12 protein-coding genes are annotated in these 17,026 nt (G+C 43.2%); 1 reads left to right on the top strand and 11 read right to left on the bottom strand.

The features are described 5' to 3' along the window. Positions 1-32 precede the first annotated feature (32 nt). From DWY31_RS10395 to metG, 6 genes are all read right to left on the bottom strand, one after another. Positions 33-962 carry an alpha/beta fold hydrolase gene (locus tag DWY31_RS10395; RefSeq protein WP_118520448.1) on the bottom strand — a complete coding sequence of 310 codons (930 nt, stop codon included), beginning with the start codon at positions 960-962 and terminating at the stop codon, positions 33-35. A gap of 20 nt (positions 963-982) precedes the next feature. Then, positions 983-2,362, bottom strand: coding sequence for a citrate/2-methylcitrate synthase (locus DWY31_RS10390; protein WP_118520510.1), 1,380 nt, complete (start codon positions 2,360-2,362; stop codon positions 983-985). Positions 2,363-2,532: 170 nt separating this feature from the next. After that, a complete protein-coding gene (gene rsmA / locus DWY31_RS10385; RefSeq protein ID WP_021860593.1) occupies positions 2,533-3,420 on the bottom strand; it encodes a 16S rRNA (adenine(1518)-N(6)/adenine(1519)-N(6))-dimethyltransferase RsmA in 888 nt (295 codons plus the stop codon). 416 nt (positions 3,421-3,836) lie between these two features. Next, on the bottom strand, positions 3,837-4,604 hold the full coding sequence (locus DWY31_RS10380; RefSeq protein ID WP_118520508.1) for a TatD family hydrolase: 768 nt from the start codon (positions 4,602-4,604) through the stop codon (positions 3,837-3,839). A 4-nt stretch (positions 4,605-4,608) separates the two neighbouring features. Beyond that, complete coding sequence (locus DWY31_RS10375) at positions 4,609-5,595, bottom strand: diaminopimelate dehydrogenase (RefSeq protein ID WP_021860591.1); 987 nt, start codon at positions 5,593-5,595, stop codon at positions 4,609-4,611. A 98-nt stretch (positions 5,596-5,693) separates the two neighbouring features. Next, entirely contained in the window at positions 5,694-7,661 is a 1,968-nt protein-coding gene (gene metG, locus DWY31_RS10370) for a methionine--tRNA ligase (RefSeq protein ID WP_279220078.1), read from the bottom strand. Positions 7,662-8,280: 619 nt separating this feature from the next. Here metG and DWY31_RS10365 point away from each other — a divergent pair. Then, positions 8,281-10,074, top strand: coding sequence for a DUF885 domain-containing protein (locus DWY31_RS10365; RefSeq protein WP_118520444.1), 1,794 nt, complete (start codon positions 8,281-8,283; stop codon positions 10,072-10,074). A gap of 125 nt (positions 10,075-10,199) precedes the next feature. Here the strand turns inward: DWY31_RS10365 and DWY31_RS10360 are convergent, their stop codons facing one another. From DWY31_RS10360 to DWY31_RS10340, 5 genes are all read right to left on the bottom strand, one after another. Further along, the gene (locus DWY31_RS10360) at positions 10,200-10,388 is read right to left on the bottom strand and encodes a DUF7336 domain-containing protein (RefSeq protein WP_021860588.1); all 189 of its coding nucleotides are present in this window, start codon (positions 10,386-10,388) and stop codon (positions 10,200-10,202) included. Between the two features lie 237 nt (positions 10,389-10,625). Beyond that, positions 10,626-11,447, bottom strand: coding sequence for a glutamate racemase (gene murI, locus DWY31_RS10355; protein WP_118520442.1), 822 nt, complete (start codon positions 11,445-11,447; stop codon positions 10,626-10,628). A gap of 100 nt (positions 11,448-11,547) precedes the next feature. Next, on the bottom strand, positions 11,548-14,916 hold the full coding sequence (locus tag DWY31_RS10350; protein ID WP_118520440.1) for an ATP-binding protein: 3,369 nt from the start codon (positions 14,914-14,916) through the stop codon (positions 11,548-11,550). Then, positions 14,867-15,511 carry a DUF4194 domain-containing protein gene (locus tag DWY31_RS10345; RefSeq protein WP_021860581.1) on the bottom strand — a complete coding sequence of 215 codons (645 nt, stop codon included), beginning with the start codon at positions 15,509-15,511 and terminating at the stop codon, positions 14,867-14,869. Before DWY31_RS10345 ends, DWY31_RS10350 begins: the two co-directional genes overlap by 50 nt. Further along, positions 15,508-16,878 carry a Wadjet anti-phage system protein JetA family protein gene (locus DWY31_RS10340; RefSeq protein ID WP_118520438.1) on the bottom strand — a complete coding sequence of 457 codons (1,371 nt, stop codon included), beginning with the start codon at positions 16,876-16,878 and terminating at the stop codon, positions 15,508-15,510. The genes DWY31_RS10345 and DWY31_RS10340 overlap by 4 nt, the downstream gene beginning before the upstream one ends. Positions 16,879-17,026: the final 148 nt, after the last annotated feature.

Below are 17,026 nucleotides of genomic sequence, written 5' to 3'. Positions count from 1 at the left end.
ACCCATTAGTTTTGTCAATGGGTTTTACTTAATTAAAGTGATAAATTTTCTTCCATCCATAAATACAGATCTTCGAATACCTGACTGCGGTCTGTTTCATTCAGGATCTCATGCCTGTCATCCTGATACAGCTTCATCTCTACTTTTTCAAATCCGGCATTCTTGTACTTGTCATATACTTTCTGTACTGCTTTTCCAAAATCTCCAACCGGATCGTCTGCACCGGATACAAAGAATATCGGCAAATCCTTCGAAATCTTCTCTATGCTCTCTTTGCGGGCAAGCACTTTCATTCCTTCAAACATCTGATAATAACCGCCAACCGTAAACTGGAAAGAGCAAAGTGGATCTTTCTCGTATTTTCTGCGCACATCCAGATCTGAACTGATCCAGTCTGTTGCTGTTACTGCCGGATGAAATTTCCTATTATAATTACCAACGCTCATCTTATGCACAAGCGGGCTGTGATAATGCCAGCCCCTTGCTGCCGCAAGCCCTTTGCAGAGCTTCTGCCCCATGTTCAATTCCGCCATGCTGTGTTCACCGGTTCCCATGATGATCGCACCGGCAAGTCCGTCAGCATACATCGTCAGATACTGACGAAGCAGAAATGAACCCATACTGTGTCCCAGCATAAAATATGGTAGATCCGGATAATTCTTCTCACCGACTCTGCGGACTCTGTGGATATCTCCGATTACATAATCGTTACCGTATTCTTCCGGGAAATGTCCGTATTCTTCCGGCTTTGCTGCAGTCTTTCCATGTCCCAGATGGTCGTGCCCGATCACAAGATAACCATGTCCGTTTAAGTATCTGGCAAATTCATCGTAGCGGTCTATATATTCTACCATTCCGTGACAGATCTGGAGGATCGCACGCACTTCACCTTCCGGGATCCAGATGATTCCATGTGAGCGCGTCCTCCCATCTGCACTTAAAAAGTTGAAATCTTTCTTCATTTTATATCAACTTCCTTCTCCTAACGATCTTCCATTTTTACATATTCTTTGTGGGAAGCCAGTGGCTTATACGCCGGACGGATAATCTTATCCGCATTCTTTAACTCTTCCAGACGGTGTGCACTCCAGCCGACAATACGTGCCGCCGCAAAAATCGGTGTGTAAAGTGCCGGAGGAAGATCCAGCATACTGTAAACCAGTCCGCTGTAAAAATCTACATTGGCATTGACACCTTTGTAAATCTTACGCTTCTGTGCGATCACTTCCGGAGCCAGACGTTCTACAAGCGCATACAGTCCGTATTCTTTTTCACAGCCTTTTTCCTCTGCAAGCTGTTTTACAAATTTTTTGAAAATGTCTGCACGCGGATCTGAAACAGAATAGATTGCATGTCCCATTCCGTAGATCAGACCTTTCTGGTCAAATGCTTTCTTCTCCAGCAGATCATTTAAATACTGACGTACTTCATCTTCATCTTCCCAGTCTGATACATGCGCTTTCATGTCTTCAAACATCTTCGTTACTTTGATATTCGCACCACCGTGTTTTGGTCCTTTTAACGAAGCCATCGCTGCTGCCATCGTTGAATAAGTGTCCGTTCCGGAAGAAGTTACAACGTGTGTCGTAAATGTTGAGTTATTACCACCGCCGTGATCCATATGCAAAACCAGAGCCATATCAAGGAGCTTCGCTTCCAGTTCTGTGTATTTACGATCCTCACGGAGCATCATCAGAATATTTTCAGAAGTAGACAGATCCGGTGATGGCGCGTAAATAAACAGGTCATCGCCCATACGGTAATTATATGCATGATAGCCGTACACCATCATCATCGGGAACTGGCTGATCAGGTTCAGACACTGTCTTAATACATTCGGGATACTTGTATCATCCGCTTTGCGGTCGTAAGTATACAGATTCAAAATACATTTCGCCAGCGTATTCATCATGTCCCGGCTCGGCGCTTTCATAATGACATCACGCACAAATGTCGGCGGCAATGTCCGGCGCTCTACGAGTGTCTCATGGAACATCTCCGACTCTTTTATATTCGGAAGCTCACCAAACAACAACAGATATGCGATCTCTTCGAATCCAAAATGTCCGTCCTCTAAAAATCCACGCACCAAGTCTTTGATGTTATATCCACGGTAATACAGATTACCTGCACACGGAACTTCTTTGCCGTCCACGATCTTAGTCGCACAGACATCGGAAATATTAGTAAGGCCGGCAAGTACTCCTTTTCCATTCACATCACGGAGTCCGCGTTTTACTTCGTATTTGCTGTACAGGTCTTTTTCTATTGTCGTATTCTTCTCACACAGTCCTGCGAAATGCTCAATCTCCGGTGTGATCTCGAACAGTGCATATTTGTTTTTCTTCTCCATGCGCATCATCCTTTCTTTGTTAATATCTTTGTTTTTTAATCCACAATTGTTTTTTTCTGCAACAAATTTATTGTTATTTACCATTTATATGATGTCAGAAACCACAATGCAATTACACCAGAGTGATTTTATGACTTAATGGCCCGCCCCGATATGAGCATAAACAGGAAGCATAAGCTTCACGATATACGATTATGCAGATAATTATAAATTTCATTGCTCAGTCTTGCAAATTCCTCCAGTGATAGTGCCTCTCCTCTGACGCTTGCGCCTTTGCCTAACGTCTCGATTGCTTCTGCGATCACTTCTTTCGGGAGATCCCATTTGCCCGCATTTTTCAAACCATTGGCAAGTGTCTTCCGACGCTGGTTGAAAGACGCTCTGATAATATCAAACATCAGCTTCTCATCTTCTACTTCCACCGGAGGTTCGGCATGTCTTGTCAGACGGATGACTGCTGAGCCTACCTTCGGTCTTGGCATGAAGCAGTTCGGTGGGACATTTGCAACAATGTACGGGTCTGCATAATATTGCACCGCCAGTGACAGAGCACCGTAATCCTTGTTACCCGGTCCGGTCTGCATACGGTCTGCCACTTCCTTCTGTACCATGACCGTAATGCTCTGAAGCGGAACATGATTTTCAAAAAGTCCCATAATGATCGGTGTCGTAATATAATATGGAAGATTCGCAACCACTTTAATCGGTTTTCCTCCGTTCTGCTCCTCTACGATCTTCGCAATGTCAAGCTTCAGAACATCCTCATTGATAATCTGAACATTTTCATATTCATGCAGTGTATCCGCAAGAATCGGAATCAGATTTTTATCGATCTCAACCGCAATGACCTTGCCGGCTGCCTCTGCCAGATATTGTGTCATCGTTCCGATCCCCGGTCCGATCTCCAGCACCATGTCTTCTTTTGTAATCTCTGCGGAATAAATAATCTTATCCAGCACATGTGTATCGATCAGAAAATTCTGTCCGAACTTCTTCTGAAAATTAAATTTATATTTCTGTAATACTTCAATTGTATTCTGCGGATTTCCCAGATCTGGTTTTGCCATTTTCTCACTTCTCCCTGAATTTTAGGTATTTTCTAATTATACAATAAGTTTTGTCTTAATGATATACCCAAAATCGAAAATAGTCTTAAGAAAATATAAAGAAAACTCCGAAAATATATGGAAAAATTAAAATATAGCGAAATACATATAGAAATGCAGAAAAACAGGTAGCGAAAATCCAACCGGGAATTTCCTGGTTGGATTTCATAAAATTAATTTATTTGTACTTAATAAAGTTCACTATCGCTGATTCATTGCGAATAATGTCTTACACGTCCAGACCATACATGATGCGTGCATATGCTTTATGTATCCAGACCATACCTGATGCGTGCATATGCTTTATGTATCCAGACCATACATGATGTGTGCATATGCTTTATGCATCCAGACCATACATGATGCGTGCATATGCTTTATGCATCCAGACCATACATGGCACGTGCATTTTTCTCTGTCTGTGCAACAACTTCTTCATATGAGATCTCTTTGATCTCTGCGATCTTTTCCGCTACATATTGGATATATGCAGACTGGTTTCTCTTGCCGCGGAAAGGCTCCGGTGCAAGATACGGGCAATCTGTTTCCAGCACGATTGAAGTAAGCGGAATCTCTGCGACTGTCTCTTTTACTTTTTTCGCATTTTTAAAAGTAACGACACCGCCGATGCCGATGTAAAAGCCCATTTTCACATACTCTTTTGCCATCTCTTTGGAATAGGAGTAGCAGTGGATCACACCATTTAACCCCTGTGCATGCCCCTTCATGATCTCCATCGTATCTGCCGCAGCTTCCCGGCTGTGGATCAACACCGGAAGATTATGCTTACGTGCAAGTTCAAGCTGACGGATAAACCATTCTTTCTGTAGATCATGAGATTCATGATCCCAGTAATAATCCAGTCCAATCTCGCCGACGGCAACAACCTTTTTCTGATCCAAAAGCGCTTCCATCCGTACAAGTTTCTCTTCGTCCAACGCACCGACTTCATCCGGATGTACGCCGACTGCGGCATACATAAACGGATATTTTTTCACCATTTCTGTCACACGTGCACAGGACTCATAAGTTGCCGACACATTGACGATCGCGCCGACACCATTTTTCTCCATGGACATCAGCAATTCTTCTCTGTCTACGTCAAACTGCTCATCATCATAGTGCGCATGCGTATCAAAAATCATCATCTTACAGTAACTCTTTTCTGAGTTCTTCCGGTGTCTTCTGTGACAGCATTGCCGGTGCGATGTCAAATACAGATTTTGCTCCGCTTTCTCCAGCTTTGGAAAGTCTATAAGCTGCTCTTGCATAACAGATCAGAACGCTTGCTGTAAATTCCGGGTTGGAATCCAATTTCAGAGAATATTCGATCACGTGTTTATTTCCTTCTGTTCCTGTCTCTCCGCTGCGGATAACAAAACCACCGTGTGGCATCTTGCTGTGATTTTTCTTTAACTCTTCTTCTGTAATAAATGTTACAGTTGTATCATACTCATCGAAGTAGTTTGGCATTGTCTTGATTGCCTCTTCGATTGCTTTTAAGTCAGCTCCCTCTTCCGGAACAACATAACACTCACGAAGATGTTTATCTCTTGTTGTCAGCTCCGGCTCACTTCCGGTTCTTACTTTCTCTACTGCATCCTCGATCGGTACAGTATACTGGATACCATTTTTTACACCTTCAATACGGCGGATTGCATCAGAGTGTCCCTGGCTGACACCTTTTCCCCAGAAAGTATAAGTGCTTCCCTGTACCAGAATGGATTCTGCATACAGACGGTTCAGTGAGAACATTCCCGGATCCCAGCCAACAGAAATAATACTTACATTGTTTCCTGCTTTTGCTGCAGCATCCACATTTGCAAAATACTCCGGAATCTTTGCGTGTGTGTCAAAACTGTCAATAGTACAGAAGTTCTTAGCAACTTCCGGTCCCATAACCGGCAGATCTGTTGCAGAACCACCACACAGAACCATAACATCGATATCTTCTTTCATAGATACCATATCATCAAAATGTTTTACTTCTGCGCCTTCTGTTTTAATAGAAACTGTCTTCGGATCTCTTCTTGTGAATACAGCCTTCAGTTCCATATCATCGTTACGCGCGATTGCCTGTTCTACACCACGTCCAATATTTCCATATCCTACAATACCAATTCTAATTTTTTCCACAATTCTGTCTCCTTTTCCACATTTTATTTATCCACATCCGTGGGATAATTTAATTGGGGACGGGGCTTTTCGAGAAAATCCCCGTCCCCAATTAAATATTAACAGATTTCAGCACCTGCCGGCATATCTTTTTCTGGTGATACAAGTGCCAGATTGCCATTGGCGTCTTCTGCACAGAGTAACATTCCTTCAGATAATACGCCTGCAAGTTTTGCCGGTTTTAAGTTTACAAGTACCATAACTTTCTTGCCGACCATCTCTTCTGCACTATAATGTGCTTTGATTCCGGAAACAATCTGTTTTACTTCGCTTCCGACACGCACCTGTGAGCAGAGAAGTTTTTTGGATTTCTTCACTTCTTCGCAGGAAATGATTTCTCCTACCTGGAACTGCATTTTACCGAAATCTTCAAATGTGATCTCTGGTTTTGCTTCGATATCGATCACTTCCTCGTCAGAAACTTCTTCTTTCTCTTCTACATGTGGATGCAGTTCTTCTACTCTCTTCATCACTTCGTTGATGTCCTGTCTTGCGAACAGAATCTCCGGCTTGTCTGTAACTTTTCCGTCACCTAACTGTGCGAAGATTTTCTCTGCTGTTTCCGGCATGAAGGATGAAAGTAATCCTGCACCAACCTTGATACTTTCGATCAGATTTGCAAGAACAGTTTCAAGACGGTCTTTCTTGTCTTCTTCTTTTGCCAGTGCCCAAGGCATTGTTTCATCGATGTATTTGTTACAGCGTTTGAAGAGTGTGAAAATCTCTGTGATTGCATCTGCTACACGCAAGTCATTCATCTTCACATCAACGTTCTTCGGTGTGTTCTCTGTAACTGCTTTCAGATCTGCATCGATTGCAGCACCTTCTTCACCTAATGTCACATTTTTATTTGTAACAACGCCGCCGAAATATTTATTTGTCATGGAAATCGTTCTGTTTACCAGATTTCCTAATGTATTTGCAAGATCAGAGTTAATACGCTCTACAAGCAGATCCCAGGAAATGACTCCGTCATTTTCGAATGGCATCTCATGCAGTACAAAATAACGGATCGCATCTACGCCAAAGAAATCTACCAGTTCATCTGCATATAATACATTTCCCTTGGATTTACTCATCTTACCGTCACCCTGTAATAACCACGGATGTCCGAATACCTGTTTCGGAAGCGGCACACCAAGAGCCATCAGGAAAATCGGCCAATAAATAGTATGGAAACGAATGATATCTTTACCGATCAGATGCAAGTCCGCCGGCCAGTATTTATTAAAGCGCTCAGAATTATTTCCGTCGCAGTCATAACCGATTCCTGTAATATAGTTTGTCAGCGCATCCAGCCATACATAAACAACATGTTTCGGATCGAAATCTACCGGGATTCCCCATGAGAATGAAGTTCTGGATACACACAGATCCTGCAGTCCCGGAAGAAGGAAGTTGTTCATCATTTCATTTTTTCTTGCTACCGGCTGGATAAATTCCGGATGTGTATTGATATGCTCGATCAGGCGGTCTGCATATTTACTCATTTTGAAGAAATAAGCTTCTTCTTTTGCCGGTTTTACTTCTCTTCCGCAGTCCGGGCATTTGCCATCTACTAACTGGGATTCTGTCCAGAAAGACTCACATGGTGTACAGTAAAGTCCTTCATAAGAGCTTTTGTAAATGTCTCCCTGATCGTATAATTTCTTGAAAATCTTCTGTACCTGTTTCTCATGATCTTCATCTGTTGTACGGATAAATTTATCATAAGAAGTGTTCATCAGATCCCAGATTTCTTTTACTTCTCCGGCAACTTTGTCGACGTATTCTTTTGGTGAAATACCTGCTTCTTCTGCCTTTAACTCAATCTTCTGACCATGCTCGTCTGTTCCTGTCTGGAAAAATACATCATAGCCCTGACTTCTCTTATATCTTGCGATCGCATCTGCAAGTACGATCTCGTAAGTATTACCAATGTGCGGTTTGCCGGAAGTATAGGCAATCGCTGTTGTAATATAATATTTTGGTTTGTCCATGTTTTCCTCTCCTTTTGCTTTTAGATAATTATGAGTTTGTGCAAGCACAGTGTGACGACTTCAACTTTTTTTACCTTCGGATTGCTCCGTGCTTTCGCACTCCCGCAATCCTACCCGCAATTCGGATATCGCATGGCTTTCGCCATGCTTTTATCCTCATTGCGGGGCAGGTCATGAAGTCATGCTGTCACCCTTGTGCAAGCATAGTGTGACGACATGACTTATGACCTTGGTAAAAAAAAATCTCCAATTTTTCAAAAACTGAAAAATCAGAGAAGACGGGATATCCCGCGTTACCACTTCTGTTCGCTTCTGCCTCACGACAGCAACCTTATCGGGTGCATGTAACACCTCCCGCTGTAAAGGGCGGTCCCTTCATGACCTAACCTCGCGGCTCAGCCATCCCACTCCGAAGCCATCTTCCATCTTCCTTCATCTGTTCCTCTCAGCCTGCCGGAACTTCTCTGTAAAATGTACGGAAAATGTACTCTCTTCTTCACTGTGTTTGCTCATATGATTAACATATTTCCAATACATGAAATCGTAGCATAATCAGCGTGCCTGTGTCAAGTCATTGAGACGATTAACGATTAAAAAGGTTAAAAGATATTCTCCCCTTCCTCTGCATATACTCTAGTAATAATGTCTTCCTTCCGAAAGGGTTCTTATGTTCCGACAACTATTCCGTAAACGTTTCTATTTCTTTATTCCCATTATAATTATTACCGCGTGGCTCGCGCTGCATTTATTGCCTGCGTCCCTGTCTCAATTGCTGCCGCAGTCCCTGCCTTTTTCCGCTCCGGTCAAGACCGCAGATTCCAAATTCCGCACTTACACGCGTGAGCTGTTCCGGCAGGAATTATCCGGTAACACGCTTTCGCTGCATTATACTTTAAAAAATCCGTCCGCTTACGGCATACAGGAAGAGGACATATCGCTTGGATCTTACAATATCGATCCGGAAGCGTCCTGTGCCGCCGCGGAAAATGCGCTTTCCCGCCTACATACTTTTAATCGCAAAAAATTATCCTCTGAAAATCAGATTACTTACGACATTTTGCAATATTCCTTCCAATCCGCAAAACAAAATGCCAATTACCAGTGGTATGAAGAACCACTATCCTCGCTGACCGGTGTGCAGGCACAGTTTCCGGTTCTGCTGTCTGAATATCAGTTTCACACGCGCGATGATATAGAGACTTATTTTAAATTGCTCGCCGAAGCTCCGGAGTATTTTGACTCATTATTGCAATTTGAAACGAACAAAGCAAAACGCGGATTATTCATGTCTGACTCACAGGTGCAGGCGATCATAAAAGAATGTGAGTCATTTTTAAATTTACAGGAAAATAATTATCTTTACTCAACATTCCAGACACGGATTTCCAAGCTGTCTCTCTCGAAAAAAGAGCGGATCAAGTGCATACAGAAAAATGAATCCGGGCTAAAAAAATATGTTTTTCCCGCCTACCAGAATCTGATCAAAGGTCTGCAAAATCTGCTTGGAAATGGAAAATACACAGGTGGTCTCTGCCAGTACCCGGGCGGTGCCGGTTATTATGAACATCTCGTTGCCGAAGAAACCGGTTCTTCCCGCAGCATTTCCGAATTAAAAAGCCTGATCATCCGCCAGATGAGAGAAGATCTTGCCGGGCTGAAAAAATATTATATTTCCAATTCATCCCCGTCTTCCGATCTCTACAAAACGCAGGGGACAAAACTTTCCGACACCAACCCGCACTCCATTCTCGCTTCTTTGCAGCAGAAAATTAAAAAGGATTTTCCGAAAGCAGCCAAAACCGAGATTACGATCAAATATGTAGATAAAGAAATGGAGGAATATTTAAGCCCGGCTTTTTATATGATTCCTGCCATTGACGATACAAAAAATAATACAATTTATCTGAACCGCGGGCATCTGCCGGATGACCTGTCCCTTTACACCACGCTGGCGCATGAAGGCTATCCCGGTCATCTCTACCAGACGACTTATTTTGCCGCCAGAAAACCAGATCCTATCCGCACAATTTTCAGCTTCGGCGGCTACACCGAAGGCTGGGCGACCTACTGCGAAATGCTGAGCTACTACTATGCGCCTGTCGATAAAACGTATGCAGCTATGGCGCAAAAAAATACTTCTCTCATTTTAGGTCTCTACAGCCTTGCCGACATCGGTATCCACCATGAAGGATGGGGACTTTCGGAGACAACAACATTTTTCCGGAGCCACGGCATTACCGACACCGATTCCATCCGGGAAATTTATGATCTCATCATTTCCGATCCGGCGAATTATCTGAAATACTATGTCGGTTTTCTGGAATTTCTGGAATTAAAAAAAGCTGCCGTCGAGAAATGGGATTCTCACTTCTCGCAGCAACGTTTTCATAAAGCGGTATTGGATGTCGGGCCTGCGCCGTTTGAGATTTTGCGTGGTTTTACATTATCAGCCAACAATTAATCTGGCAAGGGGATTTTTATTCCATTAAAATCCCCTTGCATTGATCTCAACAATCCAGTTTAAACCGTATGTCATTCTGTGTGAAATTTTTCCGTCCATCGTTCTTCATCTGAACATAGTTCTTATTATCCATAATAAAAATCATCCTGATTGACTCGCAGTTTCTTAATCTTGAAACACCGCGGATAGTCTTTAAATCCTTGTACCTGTGAACGATATTTCTTCATCACCTGGCGCGCTTTCTTCCAGCTTCCGAAGTAACCTATCACTTTAATCTCTACACCTCTCACATGTGTCAACTGATATACATACATAAATCATCACTCCATCTCATTAAGCCTAATTGCTTTTAAATTCATATCCGAAATTCCATAAGTTTCCTGTAAATGTTTCTTCATTTCTACTACAACGTTTGAAACTCTGTTTTTTTTACAATTTTTTATAATTTTATTGAAAAAATTGTAAAAAAATACCGCTCCTACTGCTCTACTATAAGTAACAATCAGAAACGGTATTTCGTGACACTTTTTTATAAATTTTTTTAATTTTGTTTAATATTCCTCGATATTGACTTCCTTCGTGGTCGTCACATCATAAGGCAGGATCGAATCGGCGAATTTCGTAAATTTCTCCGCCGCATCACTGACATAGAACTCATAGGACGCTTCTCCTTCAGACGGATTCGCCATTCCGCTCTCTGCCAGCACTTTTTTAAGATCCATGGCTGTCTCATATGCCGGATTGACAATATGTACGCTCTCTCCGAAATATTCCCGGATGCTGGAGCGCAGAAGCGGATAGTGAGTGCAGCCTAAGATCATCGTATCAATATCTGTTTTCTTCATCTCAGACAGGTAAATGTCGATGACTTCTTTTGTAATGCTGTGTTTTGCAAATCCCTCTTCTACCAGCGGTACGAACAGCGGGCATGGTTTCCCGATAACCTTGATATCCGGATTCAGTTTATGGATCTCTTTGTTATAGGTCTCGCTTCGGATCGTCGCTTCGGTTCCGACGATTCCGATGCAGTTATTTCTTGTCTCCTGTACAGCGGCTCTCGCTCCCGGAACAATTACGCCGAGGATCGGCAGATCCGTCTCTTTCTGCACAGTTTCCAACGCAAGCGCACTTGCCGTGTTGCAGGCGATTACAACTGCCTTTACATTTTTCGTCTTTAAGAAACGGATGATCTGTCTGGAAAACCGGATAATGTTATCCTTGGATTTACTTCCGTATGGCACACGCGCCGTATCTCCAAAATAGACGATATTTTCATTTGGAAGCTGACGCATGATCTCCCGCGCTACCGTCAGCCCGCCGACACCAGAATCAAACACTCCGATCGGTGCTGTATTTATAATCTCTTGACTCATAATCATACTCCCTTGATTTCATTATATGCTAACTATCATATCACACTCGAGTTCGGATTTCCATACTCAGCGAAAATGTTCGCCACCTGATCACAGGCACTTACTCCTCAACCAACTCATCGAAATCGCACTTCTCAAACTCCTGGATGGAAATGTGCCGTTTATTCGGATTGGCATAGACAAATGTCTTATCGACATTCTCCAGATAATTCTGGATCTTGTCGTTCGTAGCACTGATGATCGCCTGAAATCCAAGTCCGCGGATCAGCGAAATACAGCTTGCCACCTTCTCAGCGTCCATCTTGGAAAACGCTTCGTCCAGCACAACGAGACGGATTGTCGGGTTGCGGTGCATTTTCGGAGACAGATTAATCCGGTAAATCTGTGCAAAGCTGGCAAGAAGTGCCACATACAGCGGGTTCTGCCCTTCTCCGCCGGAATTTTTCTTGATCATTTTGCTCAAGCCGATTTTCATGTCTTTTTCGCCATGCACGATCTGCTGCATATCGAAGGATAAATACGTTCTGTAATCTGCATATTTGTCCATATTTTTCTTCGCTTCTTCCAGCTCTTCCGGTGTTGCATTCTCCGGCGGCAGGAAAATACTGATCAACTCATCCATCAGATCTGCGTACTGCTCCTCATGCTCCATCGTGAAAAGATTCATCTGATTTTCCATACCGTCATCCAGTGACGCCGGATGGATCTGGAGCGAATCATCCATGAACATTTTATAATATTTTCCGTCCGGTCCTTTGTTCTTCGTAATGACAAACTGGTATTTATCTTTACCGAAATCAAGCTTACTGATAATGCGGTTCAGCTCATCCTGTCTTTGATAAGCTTCTCTTATGGCACTGCGGATCTTAAAAATAAAATCGTCTTTGAAATGCTCTACTGCTGCCCTTGCCTGATCTTTTGCTGCATCCTTAAATGTCTCTAATTCTTCACACTGCAGCTCATCCAGCAGTCTGTCATATGCTTCATTGTCTCTGTTTGTCGCAGAAAATGTCCGGTTCGCATAACTTCTGAGATAAGTACTTCTTTCTTCTACCAGCTTCTGATAAGCCTCTTCCCGCTCATCCATCTTCGGATACCGTGAAGCAATCTTCTGTTTCTGTAAATATTCATAATTTTCCGAGCGTCTGCCTGCAAGATATTCCTGAAATTCCTGTTCGTAAACGTCATCCCATTTGCTCTGTTCCATTTTCTGTTTCTGCACAAGCAGCGCTTCTTCCGCATGGAGACGTTCTTCCTGCAACTGCTGCATTTCCTGCGTCTGCTTCCAGATTGCTTCCTGCACTTCCGTGATCTGTGCCTTCTTTACATCCTGTTTCTTACGGATGTCTTCTTTTTCCTGCTCCCAAGCATCCACAGACGCTTCTTTCATTTGCTGCATCTGTTTTACAAGCTGACTTTTCCGTTTCTCACGCTCTGTAATCTTCTCTGCATCTGCCTGCAAAGTAAGATATTCTTCTGCCGGCTGGGACAGCATTTCAAGCTGCAATGTTTTCTTGATCTCTTCTAATAATTCCTGCAGCGGCATGCGTTCTTCTACCAGTTTCTCACAGCGCTCTTCCAGCTGACGGACACGCTGACGCATACTCGTCTCACCGATGTACGCTCTTCTTGTGTACTGATCCGGATTCATATGCTGCAAACGGAAACTATGATACAATACACAGTCCGGTGTCACACCGATCTTGCAGTCACGGAGCTGTTCTACGGAATCACATTTTTCTACATTTCCAAGGAAGAAATCAATATAATCCTGCACATATGCTTCTTTCGCTTTCACTTCTTTTGCAAGTCCGTTATCTTTGACTGCATAGCCATCCTTGCCTGCGCCTGCCACCACTTTTTCTGTATCGAGAATGGACACGCGGTGGTATTTCTTCCGATCCATCTGTTCATACAGTTCCATCGCTTCTTTTGCATACTTCGGTTCCACGATCAGAAGCAGCTTGTTGTTGCCAAGATAACCTTCGACAGCGTTGTGCCATGTCTCGTCTTTCACATCGAGAAGGTCGGCAAGGATCTGCACATTTACAAACTTTCCGCACTTCTCATGTAGGCGGTTGCGCAACTCATATCTTGCTTCCTCCAGCTCTTTCGGATAAGCTTTCTTTCCCTGTTTCAGCTCTTTTAACTCTTCTCTTGCCTCTTTCTCTTCTTTCTTCACTTTGCGGAGCGACATCTGTGCTTCCTGTCTCTGCTCTTCCAGTTCCTCGCGGACTTCGCCAAAGCTCTCCTGCAGACGCTCCAGTTCTTCTGCCATAATCGTTCCTTTTGTAAACTTTTCCATGTCCCAGAGCATCTGGTTGGAAACCACATCCTGCTCTTTCCATGCTTCCAGCCGGTCACTGATCTGCTGCCATTTTCCCTGGCTTGTCTGTAAATGTTCCAGTGTCTCATTTACCGCCGCAAGTTCAGCTTCCAGATTTGCATATCCGCTGTTCGCAATTCTTAAAATAATCTCTTCATACTGTTTCTGCAGTTCAACTTCTTCTTTCTTAAGCAACGATAAAATTGCTTCCTGCTCACCGGTGCCTTCTTTGCGCACTTTTTCCTTATCCATGCAGGCCTGGATCTGTCCTTTCAGCTTCAGCATTTCCAGGCGGTCAATCTGATAAGTACATAAAAGAACTTCTTTTTCTTTCTCCTGAAATGCTTCATATCTGCCATGGATATCCTGCAACTTTTGAATTTCGTTCAATGTCTCCTCGATCTTGCTTCGCATTCTCGCATACTGCATAACGCTTTCCTGCAAGTCTTCTATATGAATATCCTGCTCCATGCAAATATATTCTTTCACAAAATCTTCCAGTTTAATATTCATTTTAAATGGAATCGCACGTTTGAAAAGTCGTGGGAATTTCTCCGCATCCAGTCCGCCAAGATAAATATCATACATCTGGCGGCGGAATCTCTCATTGCTCGGTCCACAGTAAAACTGCTCCGCCGGGAAAGAACGCTGTAAATATTCACGCATTTCCATCGTCGTCAGGCATCTGGATGTGGTACGGTAATTATTTTCCAGAAGACCTCCCATGTGCCAGAAAAACAGTCTGCTGATATCATTTGTCGCCGTATCTACGTCAAACACAACGCCGATACACTGCTTTTCTTTTGTATCACTCTGCTCTAATTCCAGTACGATCGTGCTGGAAAAATTCTGATTTCTCAGATACTGAAATTCATTGTGTTCATTAATATTGACCATTCCACGCAAATATTCAATGAGGGAACGGTCGGAATCATCTGCTGCCGCTTTATTAAAAAATCCACGTCCGTCTGTATTTGCATATAGTACAATCTGCATCGCGTCAATCACGGTTGATTTTCCACTTCCCGAATGTCCGGTGAAGAAATTAATTCCTTCACTAAATGTCAGTATTTTCTGATCAATGTAATGCCAGTTATTCAGACAGATCTTCGACAGTATTTTGAATGGTTGTTTCGTCTCCAATAGTATCCTCCTCACTGAATGTCTCTAATAATGCCCGCAGGTCATCGCCCAGAAGTACCGTATGAATACATGGGTAAATGACCAGTCTCGTCTCTTCGTTTAATTCTTCCAGAACATCAAGTGGTTCTATGATCTGGTATTTTTTTAAAAGTGCAATCGTTCTGCGCATTTCGGTCGGTGACGGCAGACCGCGTAGCACGCGGAACTCGCCGGCTTTACCGTTTAATGCGCCAACGGTTGTCACAATGTGGCTGCTCGAAGAAACCGTCTCCATCTGCTCATCGTAAATCAGTTTCAGAACAAGCAGATAAATCGTTGCAAGCCGCGATAATTTTTCACCCCAGAGCTGTTCGCCCTGAATGTAAATCACACCCATATGCGCATTTTCCCGCAAAGTAATTCCTGCCACTTTGAAGTAGGCACGGATAAATTCCAGATGTTTGCTCAACACACGATATTCTCTCACCGGAACCATGCGTCCCTGTCTTTTATCAAACTTCCGCTCCAGAACGAAGGTCTGTCGGTACAGAATCTGGATAACTTCTGTTATTTCTTCCTGCTCTTCCTGCGAAAGCTGTTCAAAATATTCGATCATAAGCGTCTCCTTACAAATTTGAGTGCCGGATATTTATAAGAACCATTTTCAATCTGATCCGGTTCTTCCTCCAGCACCATATATTTACTGTTCTTTCTTGTACTGTAATCGTAAGCAAGAATCAATTTCTCAAACGCCTCTTCATCCATCAGCGAAATCTTGGAAGCGTCCATTACTTCTCCGTCCATATAAGACTCAATAAATTCCTCAATCTGGCTTCTGCTGTAGCGCATCTGAATCCGGTTTAGCTTGAGTACATCATCTTTATCAAGATCCGGCAATGCCTGATCCGGCGCCATTTTACTGATAAAATCCGTTCTTGGTCTTCGTCTCTTATACAGCGATTTCTCCGAAAGAATTTCCAAAAGCGAGAGATTCATCCGCTCCCCGGTTTCACGGATCATCGCATCCTGTTCCTGCGCATCCTCCGTTTGGGACATGCGGTTCAAGAGCTGCACGACCAGACCTTTCGTATCCGTCTCACCACTTAACAGATAGTTAAGTCTCGTCACTGTCGCACGCACATATTTCGCATGCTCTTTATCCATATTGGCGATCCGGTGCTCAATGTCATCAAATCCACGCTCGATCCGATCCAGAAGATCCAACACATCATCTTTCGTATCACCCATCTGCGCCGCCCGGGTACGGATCTCTTCTATCCATTCTTCATCTTCCCGCATGTCGCGCAGACATTTTTTAATATCCATCTTATAAATATAGAAGTTATCCGATGTTTTCAAAATGTGGTATTTCTTCTGTACGATTTCTTCCACATATCCATCCAGATGTTCCCGCAGCAAATCTTCATAATTATTCTGCTCCAGAAGTCTTGCAAAAAATTTATCCATATTATGAAGCATATCCTGCAATGCTTTATTCAGCCGCTTCGTGTTGACAAGCGCCGTCCGCAGCATTCCGAGGTTCGCCCTGCTGTCGTTCTTAAAAGAAAATAATGTTGCATACACATTCTGGATATAGATTTCCGTGTCCTGCATATCTTCTGAAGACAGCCGCTCAAACGCCTCAATAAAAACAGCCGAATAATCCGGAATGACAATGTTCGTAACCAGCGTTTGATAATCTTCAATCCGCTTCAGCCATCCGGTCTTCAAAAGCCAGTTTAGAATCCTCGACGATGGCGTCTCCAGCATGTCGAACTCTGTCTCATTTTCCTCCCACTGGAGCTTGAACCGCTTTCTCGCATTCATGTCCCCCAGCACTTGGATACACACTTCCCTCGTCAGAAAATAATTATTATATTGATATTCTTCATTGATGCACAACAGTGCTTCAATATAAATGTCCCGGTTCACCGAACGGAATAAACTCCAGAACGTATCCGGGATTTCATTTCTTAATTGCATCTGTTTTCTCCATTTTATAATCCAAATCCGTTATTGCCCACAAACCATCTGCAAACAACAACTAAAATCCATCATTTAGTATAAATGTTTCCGGCTTCCATTGCAATGTTCTATTTTTCCTGTCATAATGTATATAATACCAAGGGAT

The sequence above is a fragment of the Dorea sp. AF24-7LB genome (assembly GCF_003478575.1).
Classification (GTDB): Bacteria; Bacillota; Clostridia; order Lachnospirales; family Lachnospiraceae; genus Dorea_D; species Dorea_D hominis.
The sequence above is the reverse complement of the archived record's forward strand: the minus strand, read 5'-3'. Positions and strand labels throughout refer to the sequence as shown.